The organism is Nocardia sp. FBN12 (assembly GCF_050320175.1).
In the GTDB taxonomy this organism is placed as follows: domain Bacteria; phylum Actinomycetota; class Actinomycetes; order Mycobacteriales; family Mycobacteriaceae; genus Nocardia.
Genome location: NZ_CP190048.1, coordinates 695,633 through 721,483, shown reverse-complemented (window position 1 = coordinate 721,483; position 25,851 = coordinate 695,633). Strand labels below are relative to the sequence as shown.

Sequence of the window (25,851 nt, the reverse complement as noted above, 5' to 3'; positions counted from 1 at the left end):
CATGGCGCACAAGGCGGGAAAAGCTGTCGTCGCGGCACTACGCGAGGACATCGACCGGCTTTTCGCCGCCGAACCGGACGTCCGCGCCGACGCCTACGATTCGGTCCATCAGATGCGTGTGGCCACGCGCAGGCTCCGCAGTGTCCTGCGTTCCTATCGCAAGCTCTTCGACGCCGACGAGGCCGCCGCCACCGGAGCGGAGCTGAAGTGGCTGGCCGATCTGCTCGGCGTGGCCAGAGACGCCGAGGTCCGCGGCGAGCGCTTCACCGACCTGCTCGCCACCTACGACGCAGTCCCGGCCGAGGTCACCGAAGCGCTGGTCGGCGCCTCCCGCCAGGCCTACACCGATGCCCACGCAGTGGTGCTGACGGCGCTGGACGGCAAGCGCTACCGCAGTCTGCGCAAAGTCCTGAAAACCTGGCGCACCGATCCCCCGCTGGCTCCCGAACTCGCCCGCGACGACGCCACCGTTGTCTTCGACAAAGTCTTGCGTCGCGATCGAAAGCGCCTGCGCAAGTTGGTGTTCGCCGAACCCACCGCCACCCCGGCCGACCGGGTGGAACTCCTGCACGACATCCGCAAGGGCGCCAAGCGGTTACGTTATTCCTGCGAAGCCGCGGGCACGGTCCTCGGCCCCGACGCCGCCGATCTCGGCGCCCGGGCCAAACGCCTGCAATCGGTGCTCGGCGACCACCGGGACGCCGTCGAATCCCGCGAAGCGATCCTGGTGGTGGCCGCGGGCACGCACGCCCCCGCATCGACCATCTACGAACTCCTGGCCGACACCGAGGAAGCAGCCGCGGGCCGGGCCATCGCCCACTACCCCGCTGCCGCCGCCTTCATCTCCGCAGCGGGCTGACGGAGCCCGACTGTCAACGCGCCCCGTCGTATTCGAACCCGATCGTGCGAGTCGCCGGATCAGCGATCGCCAGTCGCACAGCGACGGTCTCGCCTTCCGGCGGCTCGCCTTCGCACCGGGCCAGAATCGGCGGCGCGCTGACGAAGACCTCCGCAGGCCGGGACCCGTTGGCGGCACGCAGAACCACGGCGGGGAAATCCGTGCCGACGCGCGGCGCGAGCACCGTGGCCTCGGTCAGATCGACGCACGCGCGATCGACTTTGCCGGCGACAGCGTCGGTCCGCCGCATCGTCTCCGCGGCTGCCTTCACCCCGTCCGTTACCCACTGCGGCACTTCGACACCGGCGCAGTGAGCCAGGCAGATCTCGGTCGTGAACCTATCGGCCAACCGCCGCAGCGGCGCCGTCACATGCGCGTACGGCGCCCCGATCGCACTGTGCGTCAACTGCTCCGGCGACGGTTCATCGAGCTCGGCCAACGAGGTGTAGCTGGCCCCACGCAACAACCCGGTGGCCTCCGACATCAATACCAGCGCCGCGGGCGAATTCGCGTCGAGCCCGGCGAGCATCCGCCCCACCGGCATCTCGGCAGGCCAGCGCACCCCGAGCGCCGCGGCCGTGCGCCGCATCGATTCGATCGCACTCGGCGGTGGTGGCGGCATCGTGCGCAGCAGGCCGATACCGTTGTGCTCCACCATGATTCGCGCCGCACACATGCCGGTGAGCAGCGAAACCTGTTCGTTCCAGTCATCGGCGTCGGTCCGAGGCTCGAGCTCGAGCCGCCAGCCCTCGCCGTCGGGAACTACTTCCTGCGCGGGCAACCGCAGCGAGATCGCTCCCTGAGCCAAGCCCGCTTCGATGCGCAGCCGCCCGAATTCGGGCAATGCCACCAGCGACGGATGCAAGGTTCCGGCATCGGCGGCGGCTTGCACCTGCGCGTAATCGAATCGCTCCCGGGAACGAACCAACGCCCGCGTCACCGAGAAAGTCAGCGGCACAGCATCATCGGAGAGCTCGATGGTCCACAACGCGGCAGGCCGGTCGACACCGGGCAGCAGACTCGCGGTGCCTTCGGACAGCACCGTCGGATGCAGCGGAACATTGCCGTCGGGCAGATAGAAGGTCTGCCCGCGTATTTCGGCCTCGGCCGCGAGCGCGCTGCCGGGCACGATCACCGCACCCAGATCCGCGATCGCGTAGTGCAGGGTGAAGCCGGTGGGCGTGCGTTCGATATGCAGCGCCTGGTCCAGATCCAGCGCGCTGGGCGGGTCGATGGTCACGAACTCGATGTCGGTCCGGTCGACCCGGGTGCCCGCGAACGCGTCTACCGCGTCGCGGGCGTCGGAGACGGCCTCGGCCGGATAATCCGAGGCCAGTCCGAATTCGGAACGGATGGCGCCGAAGTCTACCGGCGCCGAGACGATCCTCTGATGGAGTTGAAGGCCGGCCGTCCGACCCCGATCCGGTGAAGTGCTCGTCGTGTGTTCTGAGTCCACACTCGCAGACTAGCGAGTATTACTGCAGAGCGAGCATGGTGCCGTTGAGCTGATCGATCGGGCCGTACACGGTGAAAGTGACCCGGCCGTTGGGGACGGCGGAGGACACGGTCGCGGCCGCGTCGAGCGCCTGACCGAACGAGGCCGCCGACGGGTGCGGCAGACCTGCCAGGGTCAGGCCGAACCGGTTCTGGTGCACCCAGGTGGTGTCAGCGTGGCTGAGGTCGACCTGAATCCCGCCGGAGAGCGGGGTCACCGCGACCGCGCTCGCCGAACCGGCACCCAGCGAGGCGAAAACCGCAGCGGCTCCGGCGATCAATGCACCGGCGACAATGGAACGAACTACCCGCATGTAAATGTGACCTGCTTCCGCGATCGAATGTGTTGGGCCCGAGGAAGTGGCGAGCCCTGCCGACGGCGATCACTCTATGACCTCGCTCACGTTCCCGGCGAGTTCCAGCGCATTTTCACCGTCTCGACACACGAGCACGGCGACATACCGGGCAATTGTTACTGTGGCGGCGGCGCACTCGGCAACTGCCGCCTCGCGCAGCACTCACGTCGACAAATGGGAGTTTGCGAACGCATGTCGTGGATTATTTTCGATTACCTGTCGCCGATCCTCGGACCGGACGCGGCCAGCTACTGGGCGCATATGCTGGCGATCAACCCGCTGTAGCTCACCGCTTCGACCCTGAACATGTCGCTTCCCGTTAACCACACGGGAAGCGGCGTGTTTCCTGGGCGGCTAGCATCCCGCTCCGTGAGTAGAACTACCGCCGCCATCGCGGCCAGCGCCACCGTCTTCGCCCTGCTTCTGGCCGGCTGCAGCGACGACTCTTCCGCCGCGGGCTCCCCCGCCGCCAGCACGACCGCCGCACCCGCCTTCCAGATCGAAGCCAGCAAGGCGGGCATGTTCGTGGTGAGCTACCGCAGCGCCTTCCCGAAGTTGTCGGAGGGTCGTGACGACGCCACCATCGCCGCGGTGCTGAACCATTCCTGCTCCGACATCAAGGCGGGCAAGTCCGAGGCCGACACTGTCGCCACGATCATCAAGGCGGCCAAGAACGGCGACACCACCCCGACCACCGAAGAGGCCACGGCCGTCTACCAGATGTCCAAGCTGATGTGCTGATTGTCAGCGAAGCGAGGCGGCGGCTCCCCGCGGGGAGCCGCCGCCTTCGCGTTTCGTGGGCGGGCGAGCCGGCCTGTAAGCCGGATCCTGTCCCCGATTCGCATCGGGGGGCGACCATCCATCTGGACACACCGTTGCCGGGTGCCTCGAGCGGTCCACCCGCAGGCTCGGGCGAGCAGCCCTCGAACACCTGCGCAGCCGCACCGTTGCCGATGCGACCTTCGACCTTGCTCCGGGCGGGGTTTACCTAGCCGCCCCGGTCACCCGGGGCGCTGGTGCGCTCTTACCGCACCGTTTCACCCTTACCGCACGTGCGTGCGGCGGTTTGTTTTCTGTGGCACTGTCCCGCGGGTCACCCCGGGTTGCCGTTAACAACCGCCCTGCTCTGTGGAGTCCGGACTTTCCTCGGCACCGAGCAGCGACACTGAATGTGCCCGTTCCCGTTACCGCGGTCGCCCGGCCGACTCGCCCGCCGGTACAGAGTACTCGCTACGGTATTGACTCATGGAACGTGTCGACGTCAGTTTCCCTTCGGGTGACCAGCAGTGCGCCGCGTGGCTCTACCTGCCCGACGGCGCGCCTCGTCCGCGTCCGTTGGTGATCATGGGACACGGGCTCGGGGCGACCCGCGAGATGGGGTTGGATCGGTATGCGCGGCGGTTCGTCGCCGCGGGAATGGGGGTGCTGGCCTTCGACTACCGAAATTTCGGTGCCAGTGAGGGTTCCCCTCGCCAGGTACTGAACATCGCTCGTCAGCGGCAGGACTGGAAGGCCGCAATCGCCTACGCGCGCAGCATCCGGGGCTTCGACGCCACGCGGATCGCCTTGTGGGGCACCTCGTTCGGCGGTGGGCATGTGCTCGCGGTGGCGCCCGACGACGACTACCTCGCCGCCGTGGTGGCCCAGGTGCCGTTCACCAGCGGGTGGGCGTCGGGGATGGCGAAGGGCCCGATCAGCCTGACCAAGGTCGCCACCATCGCCGCCACCGACCTGCTCTTCGGCCCGATCCGGCGCAAACCCATCCGCATCCGCCTGGCCGGGCGCAAACGCTCCGCGGCCTTGATGAGCGCTACCGATGTGCCCGAGGGCTACGGCCGACTAGCCGAGGAGAGCGATACCTACGACCCCAAAGTCGGTGCCCGCGTCGCCTTCTCGACCCTGTTCGACTCTCCCGGCCGCCGCGCGAAGTCCTTGAAGGTCCCCGTCTTCTACGCGATCGCCGAAAACGATTCGATCGCCCCCGCGGGCCCCACCCGCAAGGCCGCCGAACGCACCAAACACGCTGTGGTCAAGCAATATCCGGTCGGCCACTTCGACGTGTACTTCGACGATGTCTTCGAACAGGTAGTGCGCGACCAGACCGATTTCCTGGTGTCGGTCCTGCGCCCCTGAACTGCCCGGATTCGCCGCGGCCGTGCGGATCTGGACGCTGCTCGTCGGTGGGGCGGGCACCGCTCACTGGTCCGCCCGCCGTAGAGCGACGTACTCGAGGGCCGCGAAGGTCGCGACCAAGGCGGCGCCGGTGAGGAGGAAGACGATGCCGGCGGTGGCGGCCATCGCAATGCCGAAAAGGCCTGTGCTCCAGCCGTCCACGCGTAACACCATGGGCAGCAGGCCGGGTCGCGGGCCGGCGATCGAGGTCATCGTCTTCTCCTGACTCTGGGATGACCCCACTGTGCGGCGGGCGGGTCAGCGTGGCAATGACCTCGGAGGTCATGGCTGTGTCTGCGCGCGGGCCGATACGCTGGCCCGGTGACGACGACGAGCGACCGGGTCGGCCCGTTGATGCGCGAGTGGCGGCAGCGACGCAAGCTCAGTCAGCTCGATCTGGCGCTGACCGCGGATACTTCGGCGCGGCATCTCTCCTATGTGGAGACCGGGCGATCCAAGCCGAGCCGGGCCATGGTGCTTCGCCTGTGTGAGGCACTCGAAGTGCCACTGCGAGAACGCAATACCTTGCTGCTCGCGGCCGGATTCGCGCCCGCCTATCAGGAGTCGCGGCTCGACGCCGCCGAACTCTCGGCGGCTCGGGCGGCAATCGAGACGATGTTGCGCGCGCACGAACCGTATCCGGCGGTCGTGGTGGACCGGTGGTGGGACGTGGTCGCGGGCAATGCCGCCATGCCGGTGCTGATGACCGGCGTTCCCGAGCAGCTGCTGCTCCCCCGTCCGAATGTCTACCGGCTGGTCCTGCACCCGGACGGTCTCGCACAGCGGCTGGAGAACCTGCACCAGGTCAGGGAACTCTTCCTCGAACGGTTGCGCCGCCAGGTGGGAGCCACCGGCGACGATCGCCTGCGCGCCCTCTACGACGAGGTGAACTCCTATCCCGCGCCACCGGATTCGCGGACGTCGTCCGAATCCACCGGACCGTTCCAGGTGCCGATCCGCATCACCACACCCACCGGCACACTGTCCATGTTCTCGACGATGGCCACTTTCGGCGCACCAGCCGACGTGACACTGTCCGAACTGGCCATCGAGTTCTTCTATCCTCTCGACGACACCACCGCCGCGGCCCTGCGGAAGCTACACGCCTGACCGATACGACAAGGGGCGCGGCACCTGTATGGTGCTGCGCCCCTTGTGGTTTCGCGGGTGGATCAGATGGGCTGGAAGCCCGCGCCTACGCCGCCTGCGCGGTTGAGCACGTCCAGGATGACCTGGATCGGCTGGAAGTAGGCGGGCGAGTGAATCGGATTGGCGCCGCCGGTGCAGGGGACGTCGAAGTCGACGGGGCCAAGGCCGGTGAGGCGGCCCTGGTTCATGCCGATCAGGCGGTCGCCGACGACGACGGGGCCGCCGGAATCGCCTGGCTGCGAGCAGTACTGGTTGATCGAGGTGCCCTCGAGTTCACCCCACACCACGCCGCAGCTGCGACCGCTGGTGCGCCCGTCCGAGCACACCGTGGCGCCGGGGCCGGGCGAGGCGCCGATCCCCGCGACGGTGGTCTGACCGATGGTGCGCACCGGCAGCACCTTCGACGCATCCAGTTGCAGCACGGCGAAATCCAGGTAGTCGCCATCGTCGGAGTACGCGACGGTGCCGATCACGCCCGCGTTGAGCGCCTGTTCGGCGCCCACGCGCGAACCGGTCGGCGCGCAGTGTCCCGCGGTGAGACCGACGAGGCGGCCCGCGCTGTCGTGGCCGATGGCCGTGAGTGAACAACCGGAGTTGTTGTCGAAGACGATGCCCGAAGCGGCGCCGAGCACCACGCTCGGGTCGGCCGTCACGCTACCCGCACCCGCGGACGCGGTGAGCACCCCCGCGATGGCCGCCGCAAACGCCGCCATCCGTAGAAACCTCATCAAGTACCTTTCCTGTGTGGCCGCGGCAGTCCGCACGCCCGAGAAACCTTTCGGGCGGTACGCGGTCGTCGTTACGCCGACCGTCAGCCTGGGCGACCGTACCGTGCCCGGGTGACGAGCGGCTAGCTCACAGGTATGAGGTGTCGTTGACCAGGCGCACCGAAGCGCCACCGTCGGGATAGAACTCGGCGATGCACAGCGACGCGAGGTCGAGGTGCAGGCGGTACAGCAGCGACGGGCCGACACCGAGCGCCAGCTGCAGCAGGGTTTTGATGGGGGTGACGTGGCTGACCACCACCACGTTCTGACCCGGGTACAGCGCGACCAGATCGCGGCGCACGCCTTCGACGCGCTCGCGCACCTGATCGAAACTCTCGCCACCGGGCGGCAGGATCGACGTGTCGCCCAGCCAGTCGCTGTGCAGCAGCGGATCGCGCTCGGCGGCCTCGGCGAAGGTGAGACCCTCCCAGTCACCGAAGTCGGTCTCGGTGAGGCCGTCGAGGATGCGCAGTGGCACGTCGAGGGCGGTCGCGGCGGCTTCGGCGGTGGACCTGGCCCGCTGCAGCGGAGAACTCACGACCGCGGAGATATCACCTTTGGCGGCAAGCATTTTCGCGGCGCGGTCGGCTTGCTCGCGACCGAGCTCGGTCAGCGGCGGGTTGCCGCGGCCGGAGTAGCGGCGCTCCACCGACAGCGCGGTTTGGCCGTGGCGCAGCAGCAACAGGCGGGTCGGCTTGCCGACGGCGCCGGTCCAGCCGGGCGAAACCTTGGTCGCGTCAGCCGATTTCGGCACCGCGACCGCGTCACCGGCGACATGTCCGGCCGCGACGGCCTCGCGCACGGTCGCGGTGAGGTCGCCGTCGTCCATCGCCTCGTTCGCGAGCCGGTCGGCGTGCGAGTTCTCGGCGCGCGGAATCCAGGTGAAGCTCACCCGGTCGAATCCGGCGACCAGTGCCCGCGCCTGCTCGGCGAGCGGAATCATCGAGGCGTGCTTGATCTTCCAGCGTCCCGACATCTGCTCGACGACCAGTTTGGAATCCATCCGCACCGTGACGACCCGCGCGCCCAACTCGGCCGACGCCGCCAAACCCGCGATGAGACCGCGGTATTCGGCCACATTGTTGGTGGTGACGCCGATGAACTCCTTGCGTTCGGCGAGCACCCGCACGTGATCGGCGGCGAAGACCACCGCACCGTAACCGGCCGGGCCGGGATTGCCACGCGAGCCACCGTCGGCTTCGACGATCACTTCGTTCATCGGCGTACCGCTCCGATCACAGACCGGATTCCTTGGTGCGCACCATGATCGCGCTGCATTCCGGGCAGCGCAGGACCGCGTCGGGCGCGGCCTGGGCGATGCGCTGCATCTCGCCACGGTCGATCTCGATCCGGCAGGCGCCACACCGACGGGCCTGCAGCAGCGCCGCGCCGACACCGTGTGCCGAGCGCTGCTTGTCGTAGACGGCGATCAGCTCGGCCGGGAACAGACCGATCAGCTCGGAGCGGTCCTTCTCGCAACGCTGCTGTGCCACTTCGAGATCGGCCATCGCCTCGTCGCGCAGACGTTCGGCGTCTTCGAGATCCTGGTCGGCCTTGCTCAGCCGCGCACCCGCGTGGTCGTGGTCGGCGAGCATCGCCTCGCGCTGCTCCATCACGGTCAGCAGTTCGTCCTCGAGTACCGAGCGGCGGCGCTCCAGGCTGCCCAGTTCGTGCTGGATCTCGGAGAGCTGCTTGGCGGCGACGGTGCCCGCGGTGAGCATGCCGCGGTCGCGGTCCTCACGCTTGCGGACGGCCTCGACCTCGCCCTCGAGCTTGCGGATGTCGCGGTCCAGATCATCGATGCCGATCTCCACCGCCACGGCCGCGTCCTTGTAGCCGTTGCGCTCGGTCGCCAGCCGCGTCACTTCCAGCTGCTCGGGCAGCGCGGAACGGCGGTGGGCGATGCGCGTCAACTCGGCATCGACTCCTGCGAGCTGCAACAGCTTGGTCTGGACCGACGGTTCGACATTCAACGCGCACGAACTCCTGAACACAGTGGATGGATGGATCGATCAACCGTACCGCGCCGCGCGGTGTGATCTAGCCAAGACCCGAAGACGGGCACGGCCGGGTCAGCCGCTGACCGTCCACGGGTCGGTGCGCAGGGCGCTGACGCGGGTTTCCACGGCGGGCAGGGCGGTGTTGACGAACTGTTCGGCCTGACCGCACCAGGGGAACTCGGTGGCCCAGTGGGCGGCGTCGATGAGCGCGGGGCCGCCACGGCGCAGGTGCTCGTCGACGGGGTGGTGGCGCAGGTCGGAGGTGAGGTAGGCGTCGACGCCGGCGCGGATGGCCTTGTCGAGGTAGGAGTCGCCCGCGCCACCGCAGACCGCGACTCGTTCGATCATCCGGTCGGGGTCGCCGGCGGCGCGCACGCCCCACACCGTGCGCGGGAGACCGACACCGACCCGGGCGGTGAATTCGCGCAGGGTTTCGGGCTGTGCGAGTTCGCCGATGCGGCCGATGCCCAGCGAAGACGGCAGGGGTGCGCGTTCGGTGACGTGGTAGGCGGGTTCCTCATAGGGGTGTGCGGCGCGCAGAGCGGCGAGGACGGCGAGGCGGGAGGTCGGGGGCGCGACCACCTCGACGGCATCTTCGGTGACGGTTTCGATGGTGCCGATCGCACCGATGGCCGGGTTGGCGCCCGACACGGGCAGGAATTGGCCGGTGCCCGCGGTGTACCAGGCGGCTTCGCGGTAGTCGCCGATCGAGCCCGCGCCCGCGGTGAACAACGCCGACATCAACGAAGCGGTGTGGGTCTGCGGTACCTGGATGACCCACTTGTCCACGGAGGAAAGGGGTTTGGGATCGAGCGGACCGGTGACGGTGAGGCCGACCGCGGCCGCGAGCGCGTCGGATACGCCGGGGTCGGCGGAGTCCGCGTTGGTGTGCGCGGAGAAAAGGGCGCAGCCGGATCGGATCAACCGGTGCAGCAGAGCGCCTTTCGGCGTGTGTGCGGCAACGGTGTCAACCCCGCGCAGCAGCAGCGGATGGTGCACGACCAAAGCCTGTGCGCCCCAGCCGATTGCCTCGTCGACAACAGCGGTGGTCGCATCGACGGCGAACATCACTTTGGTGACTTCCTGCGCGGGGTCACCGCAGACGAGCCCCACCGAATCCCACGATTCGGCCAGCCTCGGCGGGTACGCCGCGTCGAGTACCCCGATCAGTTCGGCCAAATCGGTCACCGCCGCCTCCTTCGTTCCATGGGAACCTTCGTCATTCGATCACCTCGCAACGCATGAATTCCGGGTGAATCACCACAGTGCCGCACGCATGGCCTCGATCAATCGGTCGACTTCGGCGATGCCACGGACCGCCACGCGAAGGTGGTCCGGCCCAAGGCCGGGGAAAGTGTCGGCACGGCGAACCGCGATCGCACGGTCGGCGAGCCGCTTGCGCAGGAGTGCGCCGTCGGGGACGTGCAGCAGGAGGAACGGGCCGGTGGCCGGGGTGTGGACGTCGAGGCCGAGTCCGGTGAGTCGGTCGATCATGGCGGTGCGGTCGGTGGCAATACGGTCGGCGTAGCGCCGGGACTCCGCGACGGCCGAGGGTTCAGCGGTCGCGATGATCGCCTCGAGTTGGAGGGTGCCGAGCGGCCAGTGCGGTCGGCCGTGCGTCAGACGAGCCAGGATCTCCGGGGCGCCGAGGGCGTAGCCGCAGCGCAGGCCCGCCAGTGCCCAGGTCTTGGTGAGGCTGCGCAAGACGATGACATCGGGAGCCGGAAGACCTGCCAGCGACTCCGGTTCACCGGCGACCGGGCCCGCGGAACGCGCATCGACCAGGTCCTCGCCGGAACCGGCGAGCCCGTTGATCGTCGATGGCGTTTCGGAGGCGGCGGATCCGGTGGCGATGCCGACGACAGCGTCCGCGAACGCCTCGTCGACGACGATGATCCGGCCGGGGCGGCGCAGTGCCTGGATGGTTTCGGCGGGGTGCAGGATCGAGGTGGGGTTGGTGGGGTTACCGAGGACTACGAGGTCTGCTTCGTCGGGGACCAGCGTGGGGTCGAGGGTGTACGGGCGTTCGAGGATCACCCGGGTGACCGGGACGCCCGCCTCGCGCAATGCCAGTTCCGGCTCGGTGAAGGACGGGTGGATGACGGCCGCGAGGCGGGAAGCCAGGCGGGGCAGCATCGCGAAGCCTTCGGCGGCGCCCGCCAGCAGCAGGACCTCGTCGGGCGAGCGGCCGTGGCGGGCGGCGACGGCCGTGCGGGCCGCGTGTTCGTCGTCGGCGCTCGGGTAGCGACCGAGGTCGGCCAGGCGGGCGGCGAGGCGTTCGCGCAGCCAGGTGGGCGGGGCGAGGCCCTGGACGTTCACCGCGAAATCGAGCATGCCCGGGCGCGCCTCCACGTCGCCGTGGTGGCGCAACATCGCGGGGTCGACAGAGTCCTCGAGCACAACTGCACACCCTACGTGGCGGCGAATCGGCGCCACGGGCGACAATGGCTCCCGTGGGTCCACTACATGTCTCGTTCATTTGCACAGGCAATATCTGCCGGTCACCGATGGCCGCGAAGATGTTCGAGGCGCACCTCTATCGAGCAGGTCTGGCGAATCGCGTGCGGGTGAGCAGCGCGGGCACCGGTTCGTGGCATGTCGGCGACGCGGCCGACCCGCGCACCGAGGCCACCCTGCGCCGCGCCGGCTACCCCACCGAGCACACCGCGGCGACCTTCGGTCCCGAGCACAGTGACGCCGACCTGATCATCGTCTTGGACTCCGGGCACGACCGCGAGCTCGCGCACCGCGGCGTCCCCACCGACCAGCGCAGACTGCTGCGCAGCTTCGACCCCGCCGCCGACGGCCGCGACGTACCCGACCCCTACTACGGCGACCAGTCCGACTTCGACCTGGTCCGCGACCAGATCGAGGCCGCCATCCCCGGCCTGCTCGACTGGGTCCACGCCGAACTCGACGCCCGCGACCGCGCCGACGTGCAACTCTGATGCGCAAACTCACCTTCCTGCTGCGCCCGAGCTGGCTGATCCTCGCCGTGATCGTCGCCGCCTTCGCCTACCTGTGCTTCACCGTCCTGGCACCCTGGCAGCTGGGCAAGAACGACAGCACCGAACACCGCAACCAGTTGATCGCCGACTCGGTCCGCGCCGACCCCGTGGCAGTCACCGACGTGCTCGACAACGCCGGCTCCCACACCGAATGGCGCAAGGTCACCGCGACCGGCGCCTTCGTCCCCGAGTCGACGGTCCTGGTTCGTCTACGCCACCTGGACGGCGCCCCCGGCTACGCGGTCCTGGCCGCTTTCCGTCTCGACGACGGCCGCACCCTGCTGGTCGACCGAGGACTGGTCGCCGCCGTGGACGGCACCCGCCCACCCGCGATAGCCGACCCACCCGCGGGCCCACACCGCATCGAAGCCCGCGTCCGGGCCTCCGAGGGCGTCGTCCCCGACAAACTCCCCAGCACCCAGGACGGCTACCGCCAGGTGTACACGGTCGACACCACCCAGGAATCGACCGTCCTCGACACCCCCCTCACCCCCATCCCCACCGGCACCGACAAGGGCGGCTACCTCCAACTGGCCGAAGGCCAACCCGGCGCCTTCACCCCGACCCCCCTCCCCCAACTGGACGCGGGCCCCTACCTCTCCTACGGCCTGCAATGGCTGGCCTTCGGCCTCATGGCCCCGCTCGGCCTCGGCTATTTCGTGGTCGCCGAACTGCGAGCCCGCCGCCGCGACCGCGCCGGATCGTCGAGCTCTGCGGAGTCCGGCCCCACCTCGACCACCGGCCCGGAACTCCCCCCGAAGACCACCACCGAAGCTCGCCTGGCCGACCGCTACGGCCGCTAGGCAGGCGCTGCCTGGCCCCTGCGCCGCAGCGTCGTGACCACGACGGCGACCGCAAGCGCACCGACCTGCACACCCGCCGACATGCGCACCGCGCGTCGCAAGTCCACTGGCGTCGGCGTCGGACCGTCACCGAGAGTGGGGCGAAGTTCAGTGCCGTGTCGATACTGAGTGCGCCCACCCAACCGGATCCCGAGCGCACCGGCCATGGACGCCTCGACCACTCCCGCATTGGGACTCGGGTGCTTGGCGGCATCACGTCGCCACGCCCCCAGCGCACCCGACGCATTCCCACCGACCAGCGGCGCGAGCCCAGCGGTGAGCAGGCCGGTGAGCCGAGCCGGAACCAGATTGGCGACATCGTCGACCCGGGCCGCGGCCCACCCGAACCGCTCGTACCGCTCGTTCCGGTACCCGATCATCGCGTCGAGTGTGTTGACCGCCCGATAACCCAGCACCCCCGGTACGCCCGCGACCGCACCCCACAGCAGCGGAGCGACAGTCGCATCCGAGGTGTTCTCGGCGATGGATTCGAGAGCGGCCCGCGCCAGCCCCTCGGCGTCGAGGACCGACGGATCCCGCCCACACAGCGACGGCAGCAGTTCACGAGCGCCGGCGAGATCCCCGGCTTCGAGCCGGTCCGCCATGGCGTGCCCGGCGCGCACGAGGCTACGACCACCCAGCGCGGTCCACGTCGCCAACGCGGTCACCAGTACACCGCCGGACCCCCGACCGCGAGTGACGAGCGCGCCGATACCGACCACCGACCCGACCGCGACAACCTCGTGCACCACCCCGGCCCGGCGATTGTCGGCATAGGTCGTCTTCTCCAATGCCGCTGCCGCCGTGCCGAATCCGGCCACGGGATGCCAACGCCGTGGATCGGCGAAAACCCGATCGAGCACGAACCCCAGCACCAGCCCGACCGCCGTCGATGTCGCTTTCCGCACCGGCCGAGGGTAGCGGGCGGCGCGAATGTCACACCCACGACCGCTGGTTCGTCATCACTGTGACGGCACTTCTAGACTCGCCGGGACCGAGCAAGATCAACCGAACGGGCGCACACCATGACCTCACCGCAGCCTCTCGACCAGGCCGAGCTGGCCCGGCGCTTCGAGGAACACCGCCCCTACCTGCGGCGACTCGCCTACAGCACGCTCGGCAGCATCAGCGACGCCGAGGACGTGGTGCAGGACGCGTGGCTGCGCCTGCAACGCCAGTTCGACGCGGGCAAGGCGGACGAGATCGACAACCTGCGCGCCTGGCTCACCACCGTCATCGGCCGCCTCGCCCTTGATCAGCTCGGCTCCGCCCGCGCCCGCCGCGAACAGTACGTCGGCGAGTGGCTGCCGGAACCGGAGGTCACTTCCTGGGACGATCCGGCCGACCGCATCTCCCAGGACGAACGCGTCACCACGGCGCTACTGGTGGTGCTCGAGTCCCTCTCGCCCGCCGAACGCACCGCGTTCGTGCTGCAGGACGTGTTCGGGATGACCGGCCCCGAGGTCGCCGAGGTGGTCGGGCGCACGCCCGCCGCGGTCCGCCAGCTCGCCTCGCGCGCCCGCAAGCACGTCGAGAACGGCACCCCACGTTTTCCCGCTTCGCCCGTCGAACAGGAGAAGGTCGTCTCGGCGTTCGCGCTGGCCTGGCGCTCCGGTGATCTGAGTTCGCTGCTCGGCGTGCTCGACGAGAACGTGGTCCTCACGGCCGACGGCGGCGGCAAGGTGCCCGCCATCCGCCAGCCGGTGCGCGGCGCGGAGCTCATCGCCAAGATGCTGCTCGGCTGGTACACCGCCGCGGACGGCTGGGGCCGCGCGGTGCTGGTCAACGGCATGCCCGGCTTGATCGTCTTCGACGGCAAGAACGCCGGCGTCTTCTCGTTCGTCATCGACGCCGGTCGCGTGGTGGCGATCAATGTCGTGCGCAACCCCGACAAGCTCCGCGATCTGCCCATCGAGGGCGACCCGGACTGGTACCTGGGTGGCGGCAAGTAGTCAGGCGCCGAGCGAATACCCGTGCGCGGCGGCGACTTCGGCGGACAGCAGGTTGCCGTCGACCGCCGTGAGCCCCGCGGCCAGGCCGGGGTCGGCGGCGCACGCGCCGCGCCAACCCTTGTCGGCGATCGCCAGCGCGAACGGCAGCGTCGCGTTGGTGAGTGCCACCGTCGAGGTGTGCGGCACCGCGCCGGGCATGTTCGCCACGCAATAGAACAGCGAATCCGTCACGGGGAAGGTCGGATTCGCGTGCGTGGTCGGCCGGGTGGAAGCGAAACAACCGCCCTGGTCGACGGCGATATCGACCAGCACCGACCCGGGCCGCATGCGTGAGACCAGCTCGTCGGACACCAGCTTCGGCGCTCGCGCACCTGGTACCAGTACCGACCCGATCACCAGATCGGCGGCGACCACGGCCTTGTCGATCTCGAGTGCGTGCGAGGCGAGCGTGCCGACCCGGCCGCCGAAGCGTGCGTCGAGCTCACGCAACCGCGCCGGATTCGTATCGAGCACGCTCACCCTGGCGCCCATCCCGACCGCGACACTCGCCGCGTTCGTGCCCGCGACGCCGCCGCCCAGCACCACCACGTCGGCCGGCCGGACTCCGGGCACTCCCCCGAGCAGTACGCCGCCGCCACCCATCGGTGCCATGAGGTGATAGGCCCCGACCTGGGCGCTCAGCTTCCCTGCCACCTCGCTCATCGGCGCGAGCAGCGGCAGCGACCCGTCAGGCCCGCGGACCGTCTCATAGGCGATGGCGACGATCCCCGACGACAGGATCGCGTCGGTGCACTCTTTCGACGCCGCCAGATGCAAGAAGGTGAACAGCACCTGATCGCGGCGCATCAGCGAATATTCCTGCGCGATCGGCTCCTTCACCTTCACCACCAGGTGGGCCTCGGCCCAGACCTGATCGGCGTCCGCCGCGATCCGCGCGCCCGCGGCCCGGTACTGGTCGTCGGCGAAACCCGACCCGGCACCGGCACCCGCCTGCACGAGCACCTCGTGCCCGTGGGCGACGAGTTCGGCGGCGCCCGCCGGAATGAGCGCCACCCGGAATTCCTGCGGCTTGACCTCCGTCGGCACCCCGACGATTACGCCCGTTCGCGTCATCCGCCAAGCCTAGGACCTGCACCGGAGCACGGCCGCGGCCTCGATCGCGTGTCGCGACCGAGTCAGGCGACACGCACACCTACTCCGGAAACGACCCCGCCCCCTGCGCGCGCACGGCGACGATCACTGCATTGCCCACGGTTCGTCCATCACTTCCACCGCACGCTGGGGACCTTCCCGGCGGCCCACCGCGCACAGGTTCGCGGGGCAGCGCGATAATCGGTTCATGATCATCAAGGTGAGCGGCTTCACGCCCGAGATCGACGACACGGCCTGGATCGCGCCGAACGCGACTGTGATCGGCCGGGTGAGCCTGGGCGCCGAGGTCGGCATCTGGTACTCGGCGGTGCTGCGGGGTGACCTCGAACAGATCAGCATTGGCGCGCGCACCAATATCCAGGACGGCTGCGTGCTGCACGCCGACCCCGGTTTCGCGCTGACCGTCGGCACCGGAGTCTCGGTGGGCCACAACGCGATTCTGCACGGCTGCACCATCGGTGACGACGTACTGGTCGGCATGGGCGCCACGGTGCTCAACGGCGCCGTGATCGGCGCGGGCAGCCTGATCGCGGCAAATGCCCTGATTCCCGAGGGTGCGCAGATTCCGCCCGGCTCGCTCGTGGCCGGCGTGCCAGGCAAGGTGCGCCGCGAACTCACCCCCGCCCAGCAGGACGGGATCAAGCTCAACGCCGCGGTGTACCTGCACAATCTGACCAACCACCGCGATGCCGAAGTATTGTGACCCATCACACTGAGCAAGTGACCAGTAGGGAACCCTGATAGCATTTGTCCTGCGTACTGCGTGACGATCACGAGAGTGACGATCGGCACCGGATACGCGAGGCAGGAGGTATCACGGTGGCATACGTGCATTCCGGTGTGCGCCGAGCGGCAGGACGGCTCAGCGTGGCCGATATCGCGGCGCAGCCCGGCGGGATCGAGGCACTCCAATCCCGCGTTCACGAACTCCGTTCTCGCGGAGTACATTTCGCGGCCAATGCGATCGAGCAGGAGATGGCCGCGTTGGATCTGCCCCCACAGGGATAATGGGGTAATGCCTACCGTCTCGTCGATCCTCGCGCGAATACTCGAAAAGCCCGTCACCGACGGGGAGAAACTGCTCGACAGCGCGCTGTCGGCGTTTCTGGACTTCGGGATCAAACGCACGAGTATGGGCGAGATCGCGCGGCGGGCCGGCATCAGCCCGGCCACCCTCTACCGGCGCTACGAATCCAAGAACGACCTGGTCGAAGCCGTCGGCGTGCGCGAAGCGCAGCGCTATGTGACCGATATCGACGAGCGCGTGCGCGCGGTCACCGAACCCGGCGAGCAGCTGGTCGAGATCTTCGTCGCCTTCGTCACCACCATCGCGGGCAACGAACTGCTACGCCGGTTGCTGAGCACCGAGCCGGAGATCATCCTGCCCCGGCTCACCACCGACGCCGGGCCGATCCTCGCGGTCGGGCGCGCGTATCTGGCCGAGAAGCTGCGCGAGCTGCAGGCCAGCGCGCCGGTGCCGGAATTCGATCCCGATCTGGTCGCCGAGATCATGGCGCGGCTCGCCCTGTCGCTGGCTTTGACCCCGGACGGGCTCATCCCGCTCGACGACGCCGAAGCCGGGCGGGAGTTCGCGCGGCGCACGCTGCTACCGATGGTCGGCATCCGCGACGTCCACTGAGACGCCGAACGCCGCCTCGACCACCTCGTCGATGCCCGAATCCGCCACTGACACACCCTCTTCGAGCAGGGCGCGAACCCGGCGCACGATCTCGCCCGCTGCCGGACCGGCCGGATCGGGCAGCGGCAATCGCGCGACATACTGGGTGATCCACCGGCGCCGACCCGAGTACAGCCGATTGCCGCACACCGCGTCGTAGAACCGCAGCCCCAGCGCCGAGTTCGCCACCCCCATCAGGAGATATGCCAGATCGGTGGCGGATCTGCCCGCCCCCAGATCCGTGAGCGAGATCCAGTAGCAGTCGCCGTTGACGACCGCCCCCGACCGGTCGAGCGCGAAACGCGGGCGTTCACTGATGTCGGGGAACACCAACTTCGGTGCGCCCCAGAGGTGTGGGCGCTGCGGAACCCAGATCTCGAACCATTTGCGGCCACCATCGAGTACGTATCGCCGACCAGCCAGTATCTGCTCATGGGACTGGAGATATGCTGCCGCGCACGGGTATTCGGCCAGGTCGATCGGGGTTCGCCGGGGTTGGAGCAGATCGTAGGGATAGAGCACCCGCGTGCCGCGCGCCATCGCGACTCGCCACGGCTGCAGATCGTGATGTGTGATCAACTCCCGCAACAGTTCCCGCTCGGGCATCGGATCCATCTGATCCCACCGATCCGAGATGAACACTCGATCCGCGGTGGTCTTGATCCCCACCCGAATGCGCGCGGCCTCGCCGAACGAGCGCCAAGTGCGATCGGCGATCCGGCCCAGCCAGTGATCGACCGAGGGGCGGGACATGCGCCAGGCGGTGTCACCGTGACGACTACCATTGACTGTTCGCGAGTCGGCTTGTCGCGCTGCCGGTTCCGCGCTGACCGGCGTCGGCGGGTTCATCACTGGAGGGTCCGGTAGCCGTCCGCCTTTCGGGAGCGTCGCGGGTTCGCCCGTCATCGCCGCACCCGTCGCCAACACGCCGACCTCCACTGCGAACACTCGGCCACCGGCACCGACCAGGCAAGCATCGTCGCCCGCCAGCGCGTCGAAAAGCGCAGTAGTGCAGTCGGGTTCGACTCCCAGTTCCTCGTACACCGAGACGTAGCGACAGCCGGGTGGACCGGTGGCGCGCAGGGCGACGGTGATCGCGGGCAACACCGCGGCTGCGAAGAGTTTGGTGTCACCGAGGTCGTACAGCTCCACCGGCGACAGTTCGCTGGTGAGGATGCGACGCAGGTTGGCCCCCGCCCGAGTGGTGAGAAACCGGTTGGCACACAGCAATCCGAGCACGCCTCCGTCGGCCAACAGCCGTGGTGCGATGGCTACGAACGGGTGGGTGAGGTCGATCCGCCCGCGGAGACCGAACTGCTTGCTCAGCAGTTGGGCAGTCGCGCCGCCCAGCTGCTGGGTCCGTACGTAGGGCGGATTGCTGATGATCACGTCGAACGATCCGTCGGCCAGATCGGCGGAGGCAGCCAGGAAATCGCCCGCACGACAGTCTATTTCGATGTCGAGGTCGGCGAACCGCCCGGCGGTTTCGTCGACAGCCTTTCGGTCGAGGTCGAAGCCCGTGAGGCGCACCGCGACATCCGGTGCGCCGGCCGTGATTTCCCGATGGACCGCCAGCAACAGTTCACCGTCGCCGCACGCCGGGTCGAGCACGCGCAGCGCCCCGGTGCGAGGGGCGTAGCGCAGCGCCCGGCGCGCCAGGAACCGCGCGAGCTCCGGTGGCGTGTAGTGCCTGCCGTGCCGTTTGCGCTCCTGCGCGTCGCGGGCCTGCAAAGCCATGCGTTCGATTGTGCCCCGCAACTGCACCGATTCGCCGCAGGCGCGAGCCGACCCGGAACATAACGCCCCCACCTGCGCACACATGGTCGCGGCTTTCAAACGGTGGGCTGCACCACTGCATCAGGGGTAGAGCGGCCACCGCGCGGTGGGTAACGTCTGTCCGGTTTCACTCCGCGATACCGAAGCCCAGGACGATGCCGAGAATCAGTACGCTGACCGCCGCCCTCACCGCCGTAGTCCTCACCGTGCTGCCCGCGTCACTCCCCGTCCTGGCGCAGGCCGACCCCGGACAATACGCGCCGACCATGCTGATCCTCGATGCCTCGGGCTCGATGGAGCGCCCCGATCAGGGCGGCACCATGATGGACTCCGCCAAGCGGGCGGTGCGTAGCTTCGTCGCCTCGGCCCCCGCCGAATCATCGGTCGGGCTCACCACTTACGGCACCGGCACCAGTAATTCCGAGGCCGACAAGGCCGCAGGTTGCCGCGACGTCCAGGTGCTGGCGCAGCCGACGACCATCGACAAGCCCGCCCTCACGGCCGCGGTCGACGGCATCCACGCGCGCGGCTGGACCCCGATGGGCACCGCGCTGCGCCAGGCCGCCGACGCACTGCCCGATGCCGGTCCGCGTTCGATCGTGCTCGTGTCCGACGGTGACGACACCTGTTCCCCGCCCGACCCGTGCGAGGTCGCCAAGGAGTTGAAGCAGCAGGGTGTCGATCTGATCGTGCACTCGATCGGGTTCGCGGTCGACGACAAGGCGCGCGCTCAGCTCACCTGCATGGCGCAGGCCACCGGCGGTACCTACAGCGATGCCGCCGACGGCGCCGCCCTGGAACGTATTCTGCCGCGGGTGAGTTCGGCCGCGCTGCGCGACTACCAGGCCACCGGCACGCCCATCACCGGCACCGACACCATCGGCACCGCTCCGGTCGCAGGCCCCGGCCAGTACCTCGATACCCTCGGCCAGCGGCAGAAGCGGTACTACGCGGTCGATGTGCCCGAGGGCGCCACGGTCTACTTCACCGGGATCGTCTCGTTCCCCCGCGGGCGTAGCACCTCGACGACCAACGACATGAACGCGCTCGACCTTCGCCTCTTCGGGCGCGAGAGCATGGAGTGCGGCAACCGCGAACGGGAACTCGAGACCAGGTCCAGCGACGGCACCACCCTCACCATCGCCAAGGCCTTCGACGGCGCGGCCGAACCGCTGTTCGAGTCCGACAAGTGCACCGGCGCCGGTCGCTACACCTTCGAGCTGACCTGGGATCTGGTGTCGGAGGGCTCGTCCGATCGGTTGCCGGTGGAAATTCTGGTCGGTATCGAACCCGGCGTCACCGATCCCGGCCCGGGCGCTTCGACCACCAAGACCGCGTTCACCGAACCGACGTCGCCCACCCAGACGGTCAGCGGCAGTGGCTCGTTCACCACCGCCGCGACGCTGCCGGGCGGCGGCAGCTACACCGACACCGTGCAGTCGGGCGAGTACGTCTTCTATCGCGTTCGGCTCGACTGGGGGCAGGGGTTGGCCTACCGGGTGGGTTTCGCCGAGACCGGCGGCGCCAACCGCATCGCGGCCTCGAACGTGACGACCACGCTGTACTCCCCGCTCGGCACCGAAATCGACTCCGACACCAGCGCCTATACCGGCCGATCGAGTGCCGAGCTTCGCCTGGCATCGGTGCCGATCCGGTACGCCAACCGTGGCGAATACGACGTTCGCGAGCAGTCGGTGGCCGGTTGGTACTACCTCGCGGTGAAGATCGGCGTCCCGACCGGCGCCGATGCGATGCCGCCGACGCCGGTGCAGCTCGACATCACTGTGGCGGGGGCGGCCGAGCCCGGCCCGACCTATCTCGGCGCCAGTGCGCAGCCGGCCGCGGAACAGCCTGTCGCCGTGAGCAGTCCGGCGACGGTCGCGCGGCCGTGGGCCTGGTACGTCCTGATCGGGGCAGGTGTGGCGCTGGTCGTCGGCATCGGTGTCGCGATCCTGGTCGTCGGCCGTCGACGCGGCTGATCATCGCCCGCCGGCACCCGGACTCGTGGTGCCGGCGGGTTCCGCGGTAGCGGCGGAACTGCTAGATTCAGTCTCGAAATGAGACCAGTTCTCCGCAACAGAGGGAGCCGCGCGATGGCGCAGACCGACCACCACAGCAGCGATTTCGCCACCCTCCAGCGGCTGGCCGACGCACGCTGGACCTGCCGCCAGTTCACGCCGGAACAGGTCGACCGCACGACCATCGAACAGCTGCTCACCCTCGCGCAGCGCACCCCATCGTGGTGCAACACCCAACCGTGGCAGGTCGTGGTCACCGAGGGTGAAGGCACCGACCGGTTCCGCAAGGAGCTGCTCGATCACATCCAAACGGTAGGCACCACACCCGATTTCGAGTTCCCCGCCGCGTACGAGGGAATCTATCGCGACCGTCGCCGCGCTTGCGGATTCCAGCTCTACGACAGCGTCGGCATCGTCAAGGGCGATCACGAGAAGACCATGCGCCAGATGGTGCGCAACTTCGAATTCTTCGACGCCCCGCACGTCGCCATCGTCACCTCCGAGGCCGACCTCGGCATCTACGGCGCCATCGACTGCGGCCTCTGGCTCGAGAACTTCCTCCTCGGCGCCCAGGCGCTCGGCCTCGGCGCCGCCCCCCAAGCCGCCCTCGCCTCCTACGCCCCCTTCATCCGCGACTACTTCGACATCTCCGACACCCGCAAGGTCGTCTTCGGCATCTCCTTCGGCCACCCCGACCTCGCCCACCCGATCAACGCCTTCCGCACCGCCCGAGCACCCCTCGAGGACCAGATCACCTGGCACACCTCCTGACGGATCAAGATCATCAGGCCCTGGTGGCGAACCCCCTCGGGCGGCGCGACCTCGGCCTGGTGATCAATTGTCCGGAGCGCGCGAGGTGAGGCCGGGACCCGCTTCGGGTTCGATGTCGCGGGCAGTGATCTCCGCGGCGCACTCGTCGCAGGTCAGGTGCGCGCGCGCCTCGCCAGTGCAGCCACGATGCCGGTACTCCACCGGCGGTCCGTCCGGCGCCATGTAGGTGTCGCCCCACTCGCGGATCGCCATCAGGATCGGGTAGATCGCGTGGCCTTTCTCGGTGAGCCGATACTCCTCGTACGCGCCGTCATCGACGGGGCGCTTCACCAGGATCTCGTGTTCGACCAGCCGATCGAGACGGTCACGCAGACGGCTTCGCGAAATGCCGAGCGCACCCTGGAAGGCGTTGAAACGACGCACCCCGGCAAAGCTGTACTTCAGAATCAGCAAGGTCCAGCGATCACCGAAGATCACCAGCGGCCGCGTGATCGAGCACGGGGCGTCTGCGAGTTCCTCATAGCGCACCCTGGCATTATCCCCCGAACAAGCACGACAGTGGCGCGGTGGACAAGGTTCGCCCCCGACCGACTGCCTGACCCGGAACGACTTCGGGCCCCGGGATCGATCTCCCGGGGCCCGAAGTCGTTGTGTCAGTTCAGATCACAGCGGGATGTTCTTGTGGTGGCTCTTGCGGGCCGGGGCCGCGGCGAGGGCCGCGGCGATGATGCTGCGGGTCTTGGCGGGGTCGATGACCTCGTCGACGACGCCGATGGCGACGGCGCGGTCGACGCCGCCCGCGAGCTGCTCGTGTTCGGCGGTGAGGCGTTCGTGGAGGGCTTCGCGTTCGGACTCGGGCGCGGCGGCGAGGGCCTTCTTGTGGAGGATGCCGACGGCGGCCTTGGCGCCCATGACGGCTACTTCGGAGCCGGGCCAGGCGTAGACGGCGGTGGCGCCGAGGGCGCGGGCGTTCATCGCGATGTAGGCGCCGCCGTAGATCTTGCGGGTCACCAGGGTGACGCGGGGAACGCGGGCTTCGGCGAAGGCGTGCAGCAGTTTCGCGCCGCGGCGAACCACACCCTCGAGTTCCTGGCCGACGCCGGGCAGGTAGCCGGGGACGTCGGTGACCACGATCAGCGGGATGCCGAACGCGTCGCACAGGCGCACGAAACGGGAAGCCTTCTCGGCACTTTCGGAGTTGAGGCAGCCGCCCAGGCGCAGCGGGTTGTTGGCGAGGACGCCGACGGTGCGACCGCCCAGACGGCCGAGGCCGGTGACCATGCTGCGGGCGTAACCACCCTGGAGTTCCTCGAACGAGGACTCACCGTCGACATTATCGAGCAGCTCGTGCACGATCGGCTTCACGTCGTAGGCGCGCTTGGCCGACTCCGGCAGCATCGCCTTGAGGTCGACATCGCCGTGCTCGGCCGCGACCAGGTCGAATTCGCCCTGTTCGGCGAACATCGAGACCAGGCGGCGCGCGCGGTGCATGGCGTCGGCCTCGTCATCGGCGGCGATGTGACAGACGCCGGACTTCTTGAAGTGTGTGGTGGGACCACCGAGGGTCGCCATGTCGACGTTCTCGCCGGTCACCGAGCGCACGACGTCGGGTCCGGTGACGAACACGCGGCCCTCGGGCGCCATGATGACCACGTCGGTCAGCGCGGGACCATAGGCGGCGCCACCGGCGGCGAAGCCGAGCACCACCGAGATCTGGGGCACCAGGCCGGACGCGCGAACCATGGCCTCGAAGACCAGGCCGACCGCGTGCAGCGCCTCGACACCCTCGGCCAGGCGCGCGCCACCGGAGTGCCACAGCCCGACAACGGGGATGGAGGATTCGATCGCGGTGTCGATCGCGTCGACGATGTGCTTGCAGCCCTCCACGCCCATCGCGCCACCCATGACGGTGGCGTCGGAGCAGTAGGCCACGGTGCGGACCCCGTCGACCTCGCCGATCGCGGCGAGCACGCCGGAGCGGTCACGCGGATGCAGCGGCAGGACGGTGCCGGGGTCGAAGAAACGTTGGAGCCGACCCAGTGGGTCGCGCGGATCGGTGGTGGTGTCTTGAAACGCGGGAGCAATGATGGTCATCGCGCTCACTCCTTCGAGAAAATTGCCGCGACGGCGGCTGCTGTGGCGAACCGCCGGTGGGAGTCGAACCATTCAGTTGGCACGACCCCCACCGGGGATCGGATGTGCAGTCTGCGGCTTTACGCCCGACCGAAGGCGAGCGCGACGTTGTGCCCACCGAAACCGAAGGAATTGTTGATCGCGTACTCGATTTCCTGGCGACGGGCTTCCCCGTGCACCACATCGAGATCGATCTCCGGATCCTGGTTGTCCAGGTTCAGTGTCGGCGGAACAATGCCGTCCCGGATCGCGAGCACCGTGAGAATCGACTCGAGGGCGCCGACGGCACCGATCGAGTGACCAAGTGCCGACTTCGGCGCGTACACCGAGGCATGCTGCACCCCGGCGTAATGGATCGCGTTCTTCTCGGCGAGGTCGCCGATCGGAGTCGCAGTCGCGTGAGCGTTCACGTGCGCGATGTCACGCGGGGACAATCCGGCGGTCTGCATCGCGCGCTGCATCGCGCGTCCTGCACCGGTCCCCGTCGGATCAGGTGCCACCAGGTGGTACCCGTCGGAGGTGATGCCCGCACCCAGCAGGCGTGCGTGGATGGTGGCCCCGCGCGCCTTGGCATGCTCCTCGGTCTCGATGACCATCAGTGCGCCTGCTTCGCCGAAGACAAAACCATCTCGGTCCTTGTCGAACGGCCGAGACGCGCCCTTCGGATCATCGTTGCGGGTGCTCGTGGCGCGCATCATCGAGAACGCCGCGATCGGCACATCGGAGATGAAGCCCTCGACACCACCGGTGACGACGATGTCGGCGTCACCCATCACGATCATCCGCCACGCGTTGGCGATGGCCTCCGAACCCGACGAGCACGCCGAGACCGGAGTGACCACTCCCGCCCTGGCCTTCAGCTCGAGACCGACGACCGCCGACGGACCGTTCGGCATGACCATCTGAACAGCCAGCGGCGAGATCTTGCGATAGCCACCGTTCTTCAGCTTGTCGACCGAGTCGATCAGGGCGTCGCCGCCGCCGAGTCCGGTGCCGATCGCGACGCCGAGACGGTCGTTGTCGACCTCCGGGCTGCCCGCGTTCTTCCACACCTCACGACCGAGGACGGTCGCCAGGCGCTCGACATACGCCATGCGGCGGATCTCGACCCGGCTCAACAGAGTGTCGGGGCTGACCTTCAGGTGACCGCCGATTCGCACCGGCAGGTCGTATTCCTCGATGAAAGGATCCTCGAGAACGTCGATTCCGCTCTCACCGTTGAGGAGTCCCTTCCACGTCGCATCGACATCACCAGCGATCGACGTGGTCGCCGCCATGGAGGTGACGACAACGTTGGGGAAGTTCCCGTTCAAAGTGGAAGGAGTGGTCACAGTGTCAGCCCTACTCGCCGGCGCTGTCGAACTTGGCCTTGAGCTCTGCGGCGACGTCGGCGTTCTCGGCCTCGAGCTTCTGGACGTAAGCGACGGAGTCACCGACAGTCTTCAGGCTGGCCAGATCCTCATCGGGGATCTTGACGCCGTACTTGTCTTCCATCTGCACAGCGATCTCGACCATGGACAGCGAGTCGATGTCCAGGTCGTCGACGAAGGACTTCTCGAGGGTCACCTCGGAGGGTTCGATACCCGTAACCTCTTCGATGATCTTGCCGAGTTCTTCGACGATCTGTTCCTGGGTCAGAGCGGCCACTTTGGTGGCTCCCTTCTTGTTTCTATTTGTAGGGTCGT

At 68.5% G+C, this 25,851-nt stretch carries 27 protein-coding genes and 1 other RNA gene; 12 read left to right on the top strand and 16 right to left on the bottom strand.

Annotated features, from left to right (window positions below; genetic code table 11):
- Window position 1: 1 nt before the first annotated feature.
- Window positions 2–859, top strand: a complete 858-nt coding sequence (locus ACQHI0_RS03765) for a CHAD domain-containing protein (RefSeq protein WP_427906535.1) — start codon at window positions 2–4, stop codon at window positions 857–859.
- 13 nt (window positions 860–872) lie between these two features.
- On the opposite strand, the gene ACQHI0_RS03760 is transcribed toward ACQHI0_RS03765, so the two are convergent.
- Together ACQHI0_RS03760 and ACQHI0_RS03755 are read right to left on the bottom strand one after the other, a co-directional pair.
- A complete protein-coding gene (locus ACQHI0_RS03760) occupies window positions 873–2,282 on the bottom strand; it encodes an RNB domain-containing ribonuclease (protein WP_427909070.1) in 1,410 nt (469 codons plus the stop codon).
- A gap of 91 nt (window positions 2,283–2,373) precedes the next feature.
- Window positions 2,374–2,706: a hypothetical protein gene (locus tag ACQHI0_RS03755; RefSeq protein WP_427906534.1), complete on the bottom strand. Its 333-nt coding sequence runs from the start codon at window positions 2,704–2,706 to the stop codon at window positions 2,374–2,376.
- Window positions 2,707–3,117: 411 nt separating this feature from the next.
- On the opposite strand from ACQHI0_RS03755, the gene ACQHI0_RS03750 reads away from it, so the two are divergent.
- Window positions 3,118–3,489, top strand: a complete 372-nt coding sequence (locus tag ACQHI0_RS03750; protein WP_427906533.1) for a hypothetical protein — start codon at window positions 3,118–3,120, stop codon at window positions 3,487–3,489.
- A gap of 60 nt (window positions 3,490–3,549) precedes the next feature.
- On the opposite strand, the gene rnpB is transcribed toward ACQHI0_RS03750, so the two are convergent.
- An RNA gene (gene rnpB, locus ACQHI0_RS03745) (RNase P RNA component class A) lies at window positions 3,550–3,957 on the bottom strand.
- Between the two features lie 36 nt (window positions 3,958–3,993).
- Here rnpB and ACQHI0_RS03740 point away from each other — a divergent pair.
- A complete protein-coding gene (locus tag ACQHI0_RS03740; RefSeq protein WP_427906532.1) occupies window positions 3,994–4,881 on the top strand; it encodes an alpha/beta hydrolase in 888 nt (295 codons plus the stop codon).
- A gap of 63 nt (window positions 4,882–4,944) precedes the next feature.
- Here ACQHI0_RS03740 and ACQHI0_RS03735 read toward each other — a convergent pair whose 3' ends face one another.
- The gene (locus tag ACQHI0_RS03735; RefSeq protein WP_427906531.1) at window positions 4,945–5,133 is read right to left on the bottom strand and encodes a hypothetical protein; all 189 of its coding nucleotides are present in this window, start codon (window positions 5,131–5,133) and stop codon (window positions 4,945–4,947) included.
- A gap of 141 nt (window positions 5,134–5,274) precedes the next feature.
- On the opposite strand from ACQHI0_RS03735, the gene ACQHI0_RS03730 reads away from it, so the two are divergent.
- Complete coding sequence (locus tag ACQHI0_RS03730; protein ID WP_427909069.1) at window positions 5,275–6,030, top strand: helix-turn-helix domain-containing protein; 756 nt, start codon at window positions 5,275–5,277, stop codon at window positions 6,028–6,030.
- Window positions 6,031–6,092: 62 nt separating this feature from the next.
- Here the strand turns inward: ACQHI0_RS03730 and ACQHI0_RS03725 are convergent, their stop codons facing one another.
- From ACQHI0_RS03725 to cobC, 5 genes are all read right to left on the bottom strand, one after another.
- On the bottom strand, window positions 6,093–6,782 hold the full coding sequence (locus ACQHI0_RS03725) for a S1 family peptidase (protein ID WP_427906530.1): 690 nt from the start codon (window positions 6,780–6,782) through the stop codon (window positions 6,093–6,095).
- Between the two features lie 142 nt (window positions 6,783–6,924).
- Window positions 6,925–8,055 (bottom strand): bifunctional RNase H/acid phosphatase, encoded by a 1,131-nt coding sequence (locus ACQHI0_RS03720; RefSeq protein WP_427906529.1) that lies wholly within the window; start codon window positions 8,053–8,055, stop codon window positions 6,925–6,927.
- A 16-nt stretch (window positions 8,056–8,071) separates the two neighbouring features.
- Window positions 8,072–8,809, bottom strand: a complete 738-nt coding sequence (locus ACQHI0_RS03715) for a zinc ribbon domain-containing protein (RefSeq protein ID WP_427906528.1) — start codon at window positions 8,807–8,809, stop codon at window positions 8,072–8,074.
- 99 nt (window positions 8,810–8,908) lie between these two features.
- On the bottom strand, window positions 8,909–10,024 hold the full coding sequence (locus tag ACQHI0_RS03710) for a Nif3-like dinuclear metal center hexameric protein (protein WP_427906527.1): 1,116 nt from the start codon (window positions 10,022–10,024) through the stop codon (window positions 8,909–8,911).
- A gap of 69 nt (window positions 10,025–10,093) precedes the next feature.
- Window positions 10,094–11,236: an Rv2231c family pyridoxal phosphate-dependent protein CobC gene (gene cobC / locus ACQHI0_RS03705; RefSeq protein ID WP_427906526.1), complete on the bottom strand. Its 1,143-nt coding sequence runs from the start codon at window positions 11,234–11,236 to the stop codon at window positions 10,094–10,096.
- 44 nt (window positions 11,237–11,280) lie between these two features.
- On the opposite strand from cobC, the gene ACQHI0_RS03700 reads away from it, so the two are divergent.
- Complete coding sequence (locus tag ACQHI0_RS03700; RefSeq protein WP_427906525.1) at window positions 11,281–11,784, top strand: low molecular weight protein-tyrosine-phosphatase; 504 nt, start codon at window positions 11,281–11,283, stop codon at window positions 11,782–11,784.
- Window positions 11,784–12,647 (top strand): SURF1 family protein, encoded by an 864-nt coding sequence (locus ACQHI0_RS03695; protein ID WP_427906524.1) that lies wholly within the window; start codon window positions 11,784–11,786, stop codon window positions 12,645–12,647. The genes ACQHI0_RS03700 and ACQHI0_RS03695 overlap by 1 nt, the downstream gene beginning before the upstream one ends.
- On the opposite strand, the gene ACQHI0_RS03690 is transcribed toward ACQHI0_RS03695, so the two are convergent.
- Window positions 12,644–13,594, bottom strand: a complete 951-nt coding sequence (locus ACQHI0_RS03690) for a cobalamin biosynthesis protein (protein ID WP_427906523.1) — start codon at window positions 13,592–13,594, stop codon at window positions 12,644–12,646. The genes ACQHI0_RS03695 and ACQHI0_RS03690 overlap by 4 nt on opposite strands.
- Before the next feature lie 117 nt (window positions 13,595–13,711).
- Between ACQHI0_RS03690 and sigJ the strand changes: the two genes are divergently transcribed.
- Entirely contained in the window at window positions 13,712–14,638 is a 927-nt protein-coding gene (sigJ, locus tag ACQHI0_RS03685) for an RNA polymerase sigma factor SigJ (RefSeq protein ID WP_427906522.1), read from the top strand.
- On the opposite strand, the gene ald is transcribed toward sigJ, so the two are convergent.
- Window positions 14,639–15,751, bottom strand: a complete 1,113-nt coding sequence (gene ald / locus ACQHI0_RS03680) for an alanine dehydrogenase (RefSeq protein ID WP_427906521.1) — start codon at window positions 15,749–15,751, stop codon at window positions 14,639–14,641.
- A gap of 226 nt (window positions 15,752–15,977) precedes the next feature.
- Here ald and ACQHI0_RS03675 point away from each other — a divergent pair, with 226 nt between their 5' ends.
- From ACQHI0_RS03675 to ACQHI0_RS03665, 3 genes are all read left to right on the top strand, one after another.
- On the top strand, window positions 15,978–16,493 hold the full coding sequence (locus ACQHI0_RS03675) for a gamma carbonic anhydrase family protein (protein ID WP_427906520.1): 516 nt from the start codon (window positions 15,978–15,980) through the stop codon (window positions 16,491–16,493).
- A 116-nt stretch (window positions 16,494–16,609) separates the two neighbouring features.
- Window positions 16,610–16,798 (top strand): hypothetical protein, encoded by a 189-nt coding sequence (locus tag ACQHI0_RS03670; protein WP_067456688.1) that lies wholly within the window; start codon window positions 16,610–16,612, stop codon window positions 16,796–16,798.
- Between the two features lie 7 nt (window positions 16,799–16,805).
- Window positions 16,806–17,429 (top strand): TetR/AcrR family transcriptional regulator, encoded by a 624-nt coding sequence (locus ACQHI0_RS03665; RefSeq protein WP_427906519.1) that lies wholly within the window; start codon window positions 16,806–16,808, stop codon window positions 17,427–17,429.
- Here the strand turns inward: ACQHI0_RS03665 and ACQHI0_RS03660 are convergent.
- Window positions 17,397–19,205, bottom strand: coding sequence for an Eco57I restriction-modification methylase domain-containing protein (locus ACQHI0_RS03660; RefSeq protein WP_427906518.1), 1,809 nt, complete (start codon window positions 19,203–19,205; stop codon window positions 17,397–17,399). The two genes, ACQHI0_RS03665 and ACQHI0_RS03660, sit on opposite strands and share 33 nt — an antisense overlap.
- Before the next feature lie 194 nt (window positions 19,206–19,399).
- On the opposite strand from ACQHI0_RS03660, the gene ACQHI0_RS03655 reads away from it, so the two are divergent.
- Window positions 19,400–21,223, top strand: a complete 1,824-nt coding sequence (locus tag ACQHI0_RS03655) for a vWA domain-containing protein (protein ID WP_427906517.1) — start codon at window positions 19,400–19,402, stop codon at window positions 21,221–21,223.
- Between the two features lie 114 nt (window positions 21,224–21,337).
- Entirely contained in the window at window positions 21,338–22,033 is a 696-nt protein-coding gene (locus ACQHI0_RS03650; RefSeq protein WP_427906516.1) for a nitroreductase, read from the top strand.
- 63 nt (window positions 22,034–22,096) lie between these two features.
- Here the strand turns inward: ACQHI0_RS03650 and ACQHI0_RS03645 are convergent, their stop codons facing one another.
- The 4 genes from ACQHI0_RS03645 to acpM all read right to left on the bottom strand — a co-directional run bounded on the left by ACQHI0_RS03645 (window position 22,097) and on the right by acpM (window position 25,813).
- The gene (locus ACQHI0_RS03645) at window positions 22,097–22,561 is read right to left on the bottom strand and encodes a winged helix-turn-helix transcriptional regulator (protein ID WP_427906515.1); all 465 of its coding nucleotides are present in this window, start codon (window positions 22,559–22,561) and stop codon (window positions 22,097–22,099) included.
- Between the two features lie 135 nt (window positions 22,562–22,696).
- Window positions 22,697–24,127, bottom strand: a complete 1,431-nt coding sequence (locus ACQHI0_RS03640; protein WP_427906514.1) for an acyl-CoA carboxylase subunit beta — start codon at window positions 24,125–24,127, stop codon at window positions 22,697–22,699.
- 119 nt (window positions 24,128–24,246) lie between these two features.
- Window positions 24,247–25,497 carry a KasA/KasB family beta-ketoacyl-ACP synthase gene (locus ACQHI0_RS03635; RefSeq protein ID WP_427906513.1) on the bottom strand — a complete coding sequence of 417 codons (1,251 nt, stop codon included), beginning with the start codon at window positions 25,495–25,497 and terminating at the stop codon, window positions 24,247–24,249.
- 10 nt (window positions 25,498–25,507) lie between these two features.
- Window positions 25,508–25,813 (bottom strand): meromycolate extension acyl carrier protein AcpM, encoded by a 306-nt coding sequence (acpM, locus tag ACQHI0_RS03630; protein WP_056821158.1) that lies wholly within the window; start codon window positions 25,811–25,813, stop codon window positions 25,508–25,510.
- Window positions 25,814–25,851 lie beyond the last annotated feature (38 nt).

Coding starts and splice junctions, on each gene's coding strand:
- ACQHI0_RS03765 (WP_427906535.1), top strand. CDS start 2: ATGGCGCACAAGGCGGGAAAAGCTGTCGTCGCGGCACTACGCGAGGAC.
- ACQHI0_RS03755 (WP_427906534.1), bottom strand. CDS start 2,706: ATGCGGGTAGTTCGTTCCATTGTCGCCGGTGCATTGATCGCCGGAGCC.
- ACQHI0_RS03740 (WP_427906532.1), top strand. CDS start 3,994: ATGGAACGTGTCGACGTCAGTTTCCCTTCGGGTGACCAGCAGTGCGCC.
- ACQHI0_RS03735 (WP_427906531.1), bottom strand. CDS start 5,133: ATGACCTCGATCGCCGGCCCGCGACCCGGCCTGCTGCCCATGGTGTTA.
- ACQHI0_RS03730 (WP_427909069.1), top strand. CDS start 5,275: ATGCGCGAGTGGCGGCAGCGACGCAAGCTCAGTCAGCTCGATCTGGCG.
- ACQHI0_RS03725 (WP_427906530.1), bottom strand. CDS start 6,782: ATGGCGGCGTTTGCGGCGGCCATCGCGGGGGTGCTCACCGCGTCCGCG.
- ACQHI0_RS03720 (WP_427906529.1), bottom strand. CDS start 8,055: ATGAACGAAGTGATCGTCGAAGCCGACGGTGGCTCGCGTGGCAATCCC.
- ACQHI0_RS03700 (WP_427906525.1), top strand. CDS start 11,281: ATGGCTCCCGTGGGTCCACTACATGTCTCGTTCATTTGCACAGGCAAT.
- ACQHI0_RS03695 (WP_427906524.1), top strand. CDS start 11,784: ATGCGCAAACTCACCTTCCTGCTGCGCCCGAGCTGGCTGATCCTCGCC.
- sigJ (WP_427906522.1), top strand. CDS start 13,712: ATGACCTCACCGCAGCCTCTCGACCAGGCCGAGCTGGCCCGGCGCTTC.
- ald (WP_427906521.1), bottom strand. CDS start 15,751: ATGACGCGAACGGGCGTAATCGTCGGGGTGCCGACGGAGGTCAAGCCG.
- ACQHI0_RS03675 (WP_427906520.1), top strand. CDS start 15,978: ATGATCATCAAGGTGAGCGGCTTCACGCCCGAGATCGACGACACGGCC.
- ACQHI0_RS03665 (WP_427906519.1), top strand. CDS start 16,806: ATGCCTACCGTCTCGTCGATCCTCGCGCGAATACTCGAAAAGCCCGTC.
- ACQHI0_RS03660 (WP_427906518.1), bottom strand. CDS start 19,205: ATGGCTTTGCAGGCCCGCGACGCGCAGGAGCGCAAACGGCACGGCAGG.
- ACQHI0_RS03655 (WP_427906517.1), top strand. CDS start 19,400: ATGCCGAGAATCAGTACGCTGACCGCCGCCCTCACCGCCGTAGTCCTC.
- ACQHI0_RS03650 (WP_427906516.1), top strand. CDS start 21,338: ATGGCGCAGACCGACCACCACAGCAGCGATTTCGCCACCCTCCAGCGG.
- ACQHI0_RS03640 (WP_427906514.1), bottom strand. CDS start 24,127: ATGACCATCATTGCTCCCGCGTTTCAAGACACCACCACCGATCCGCGC.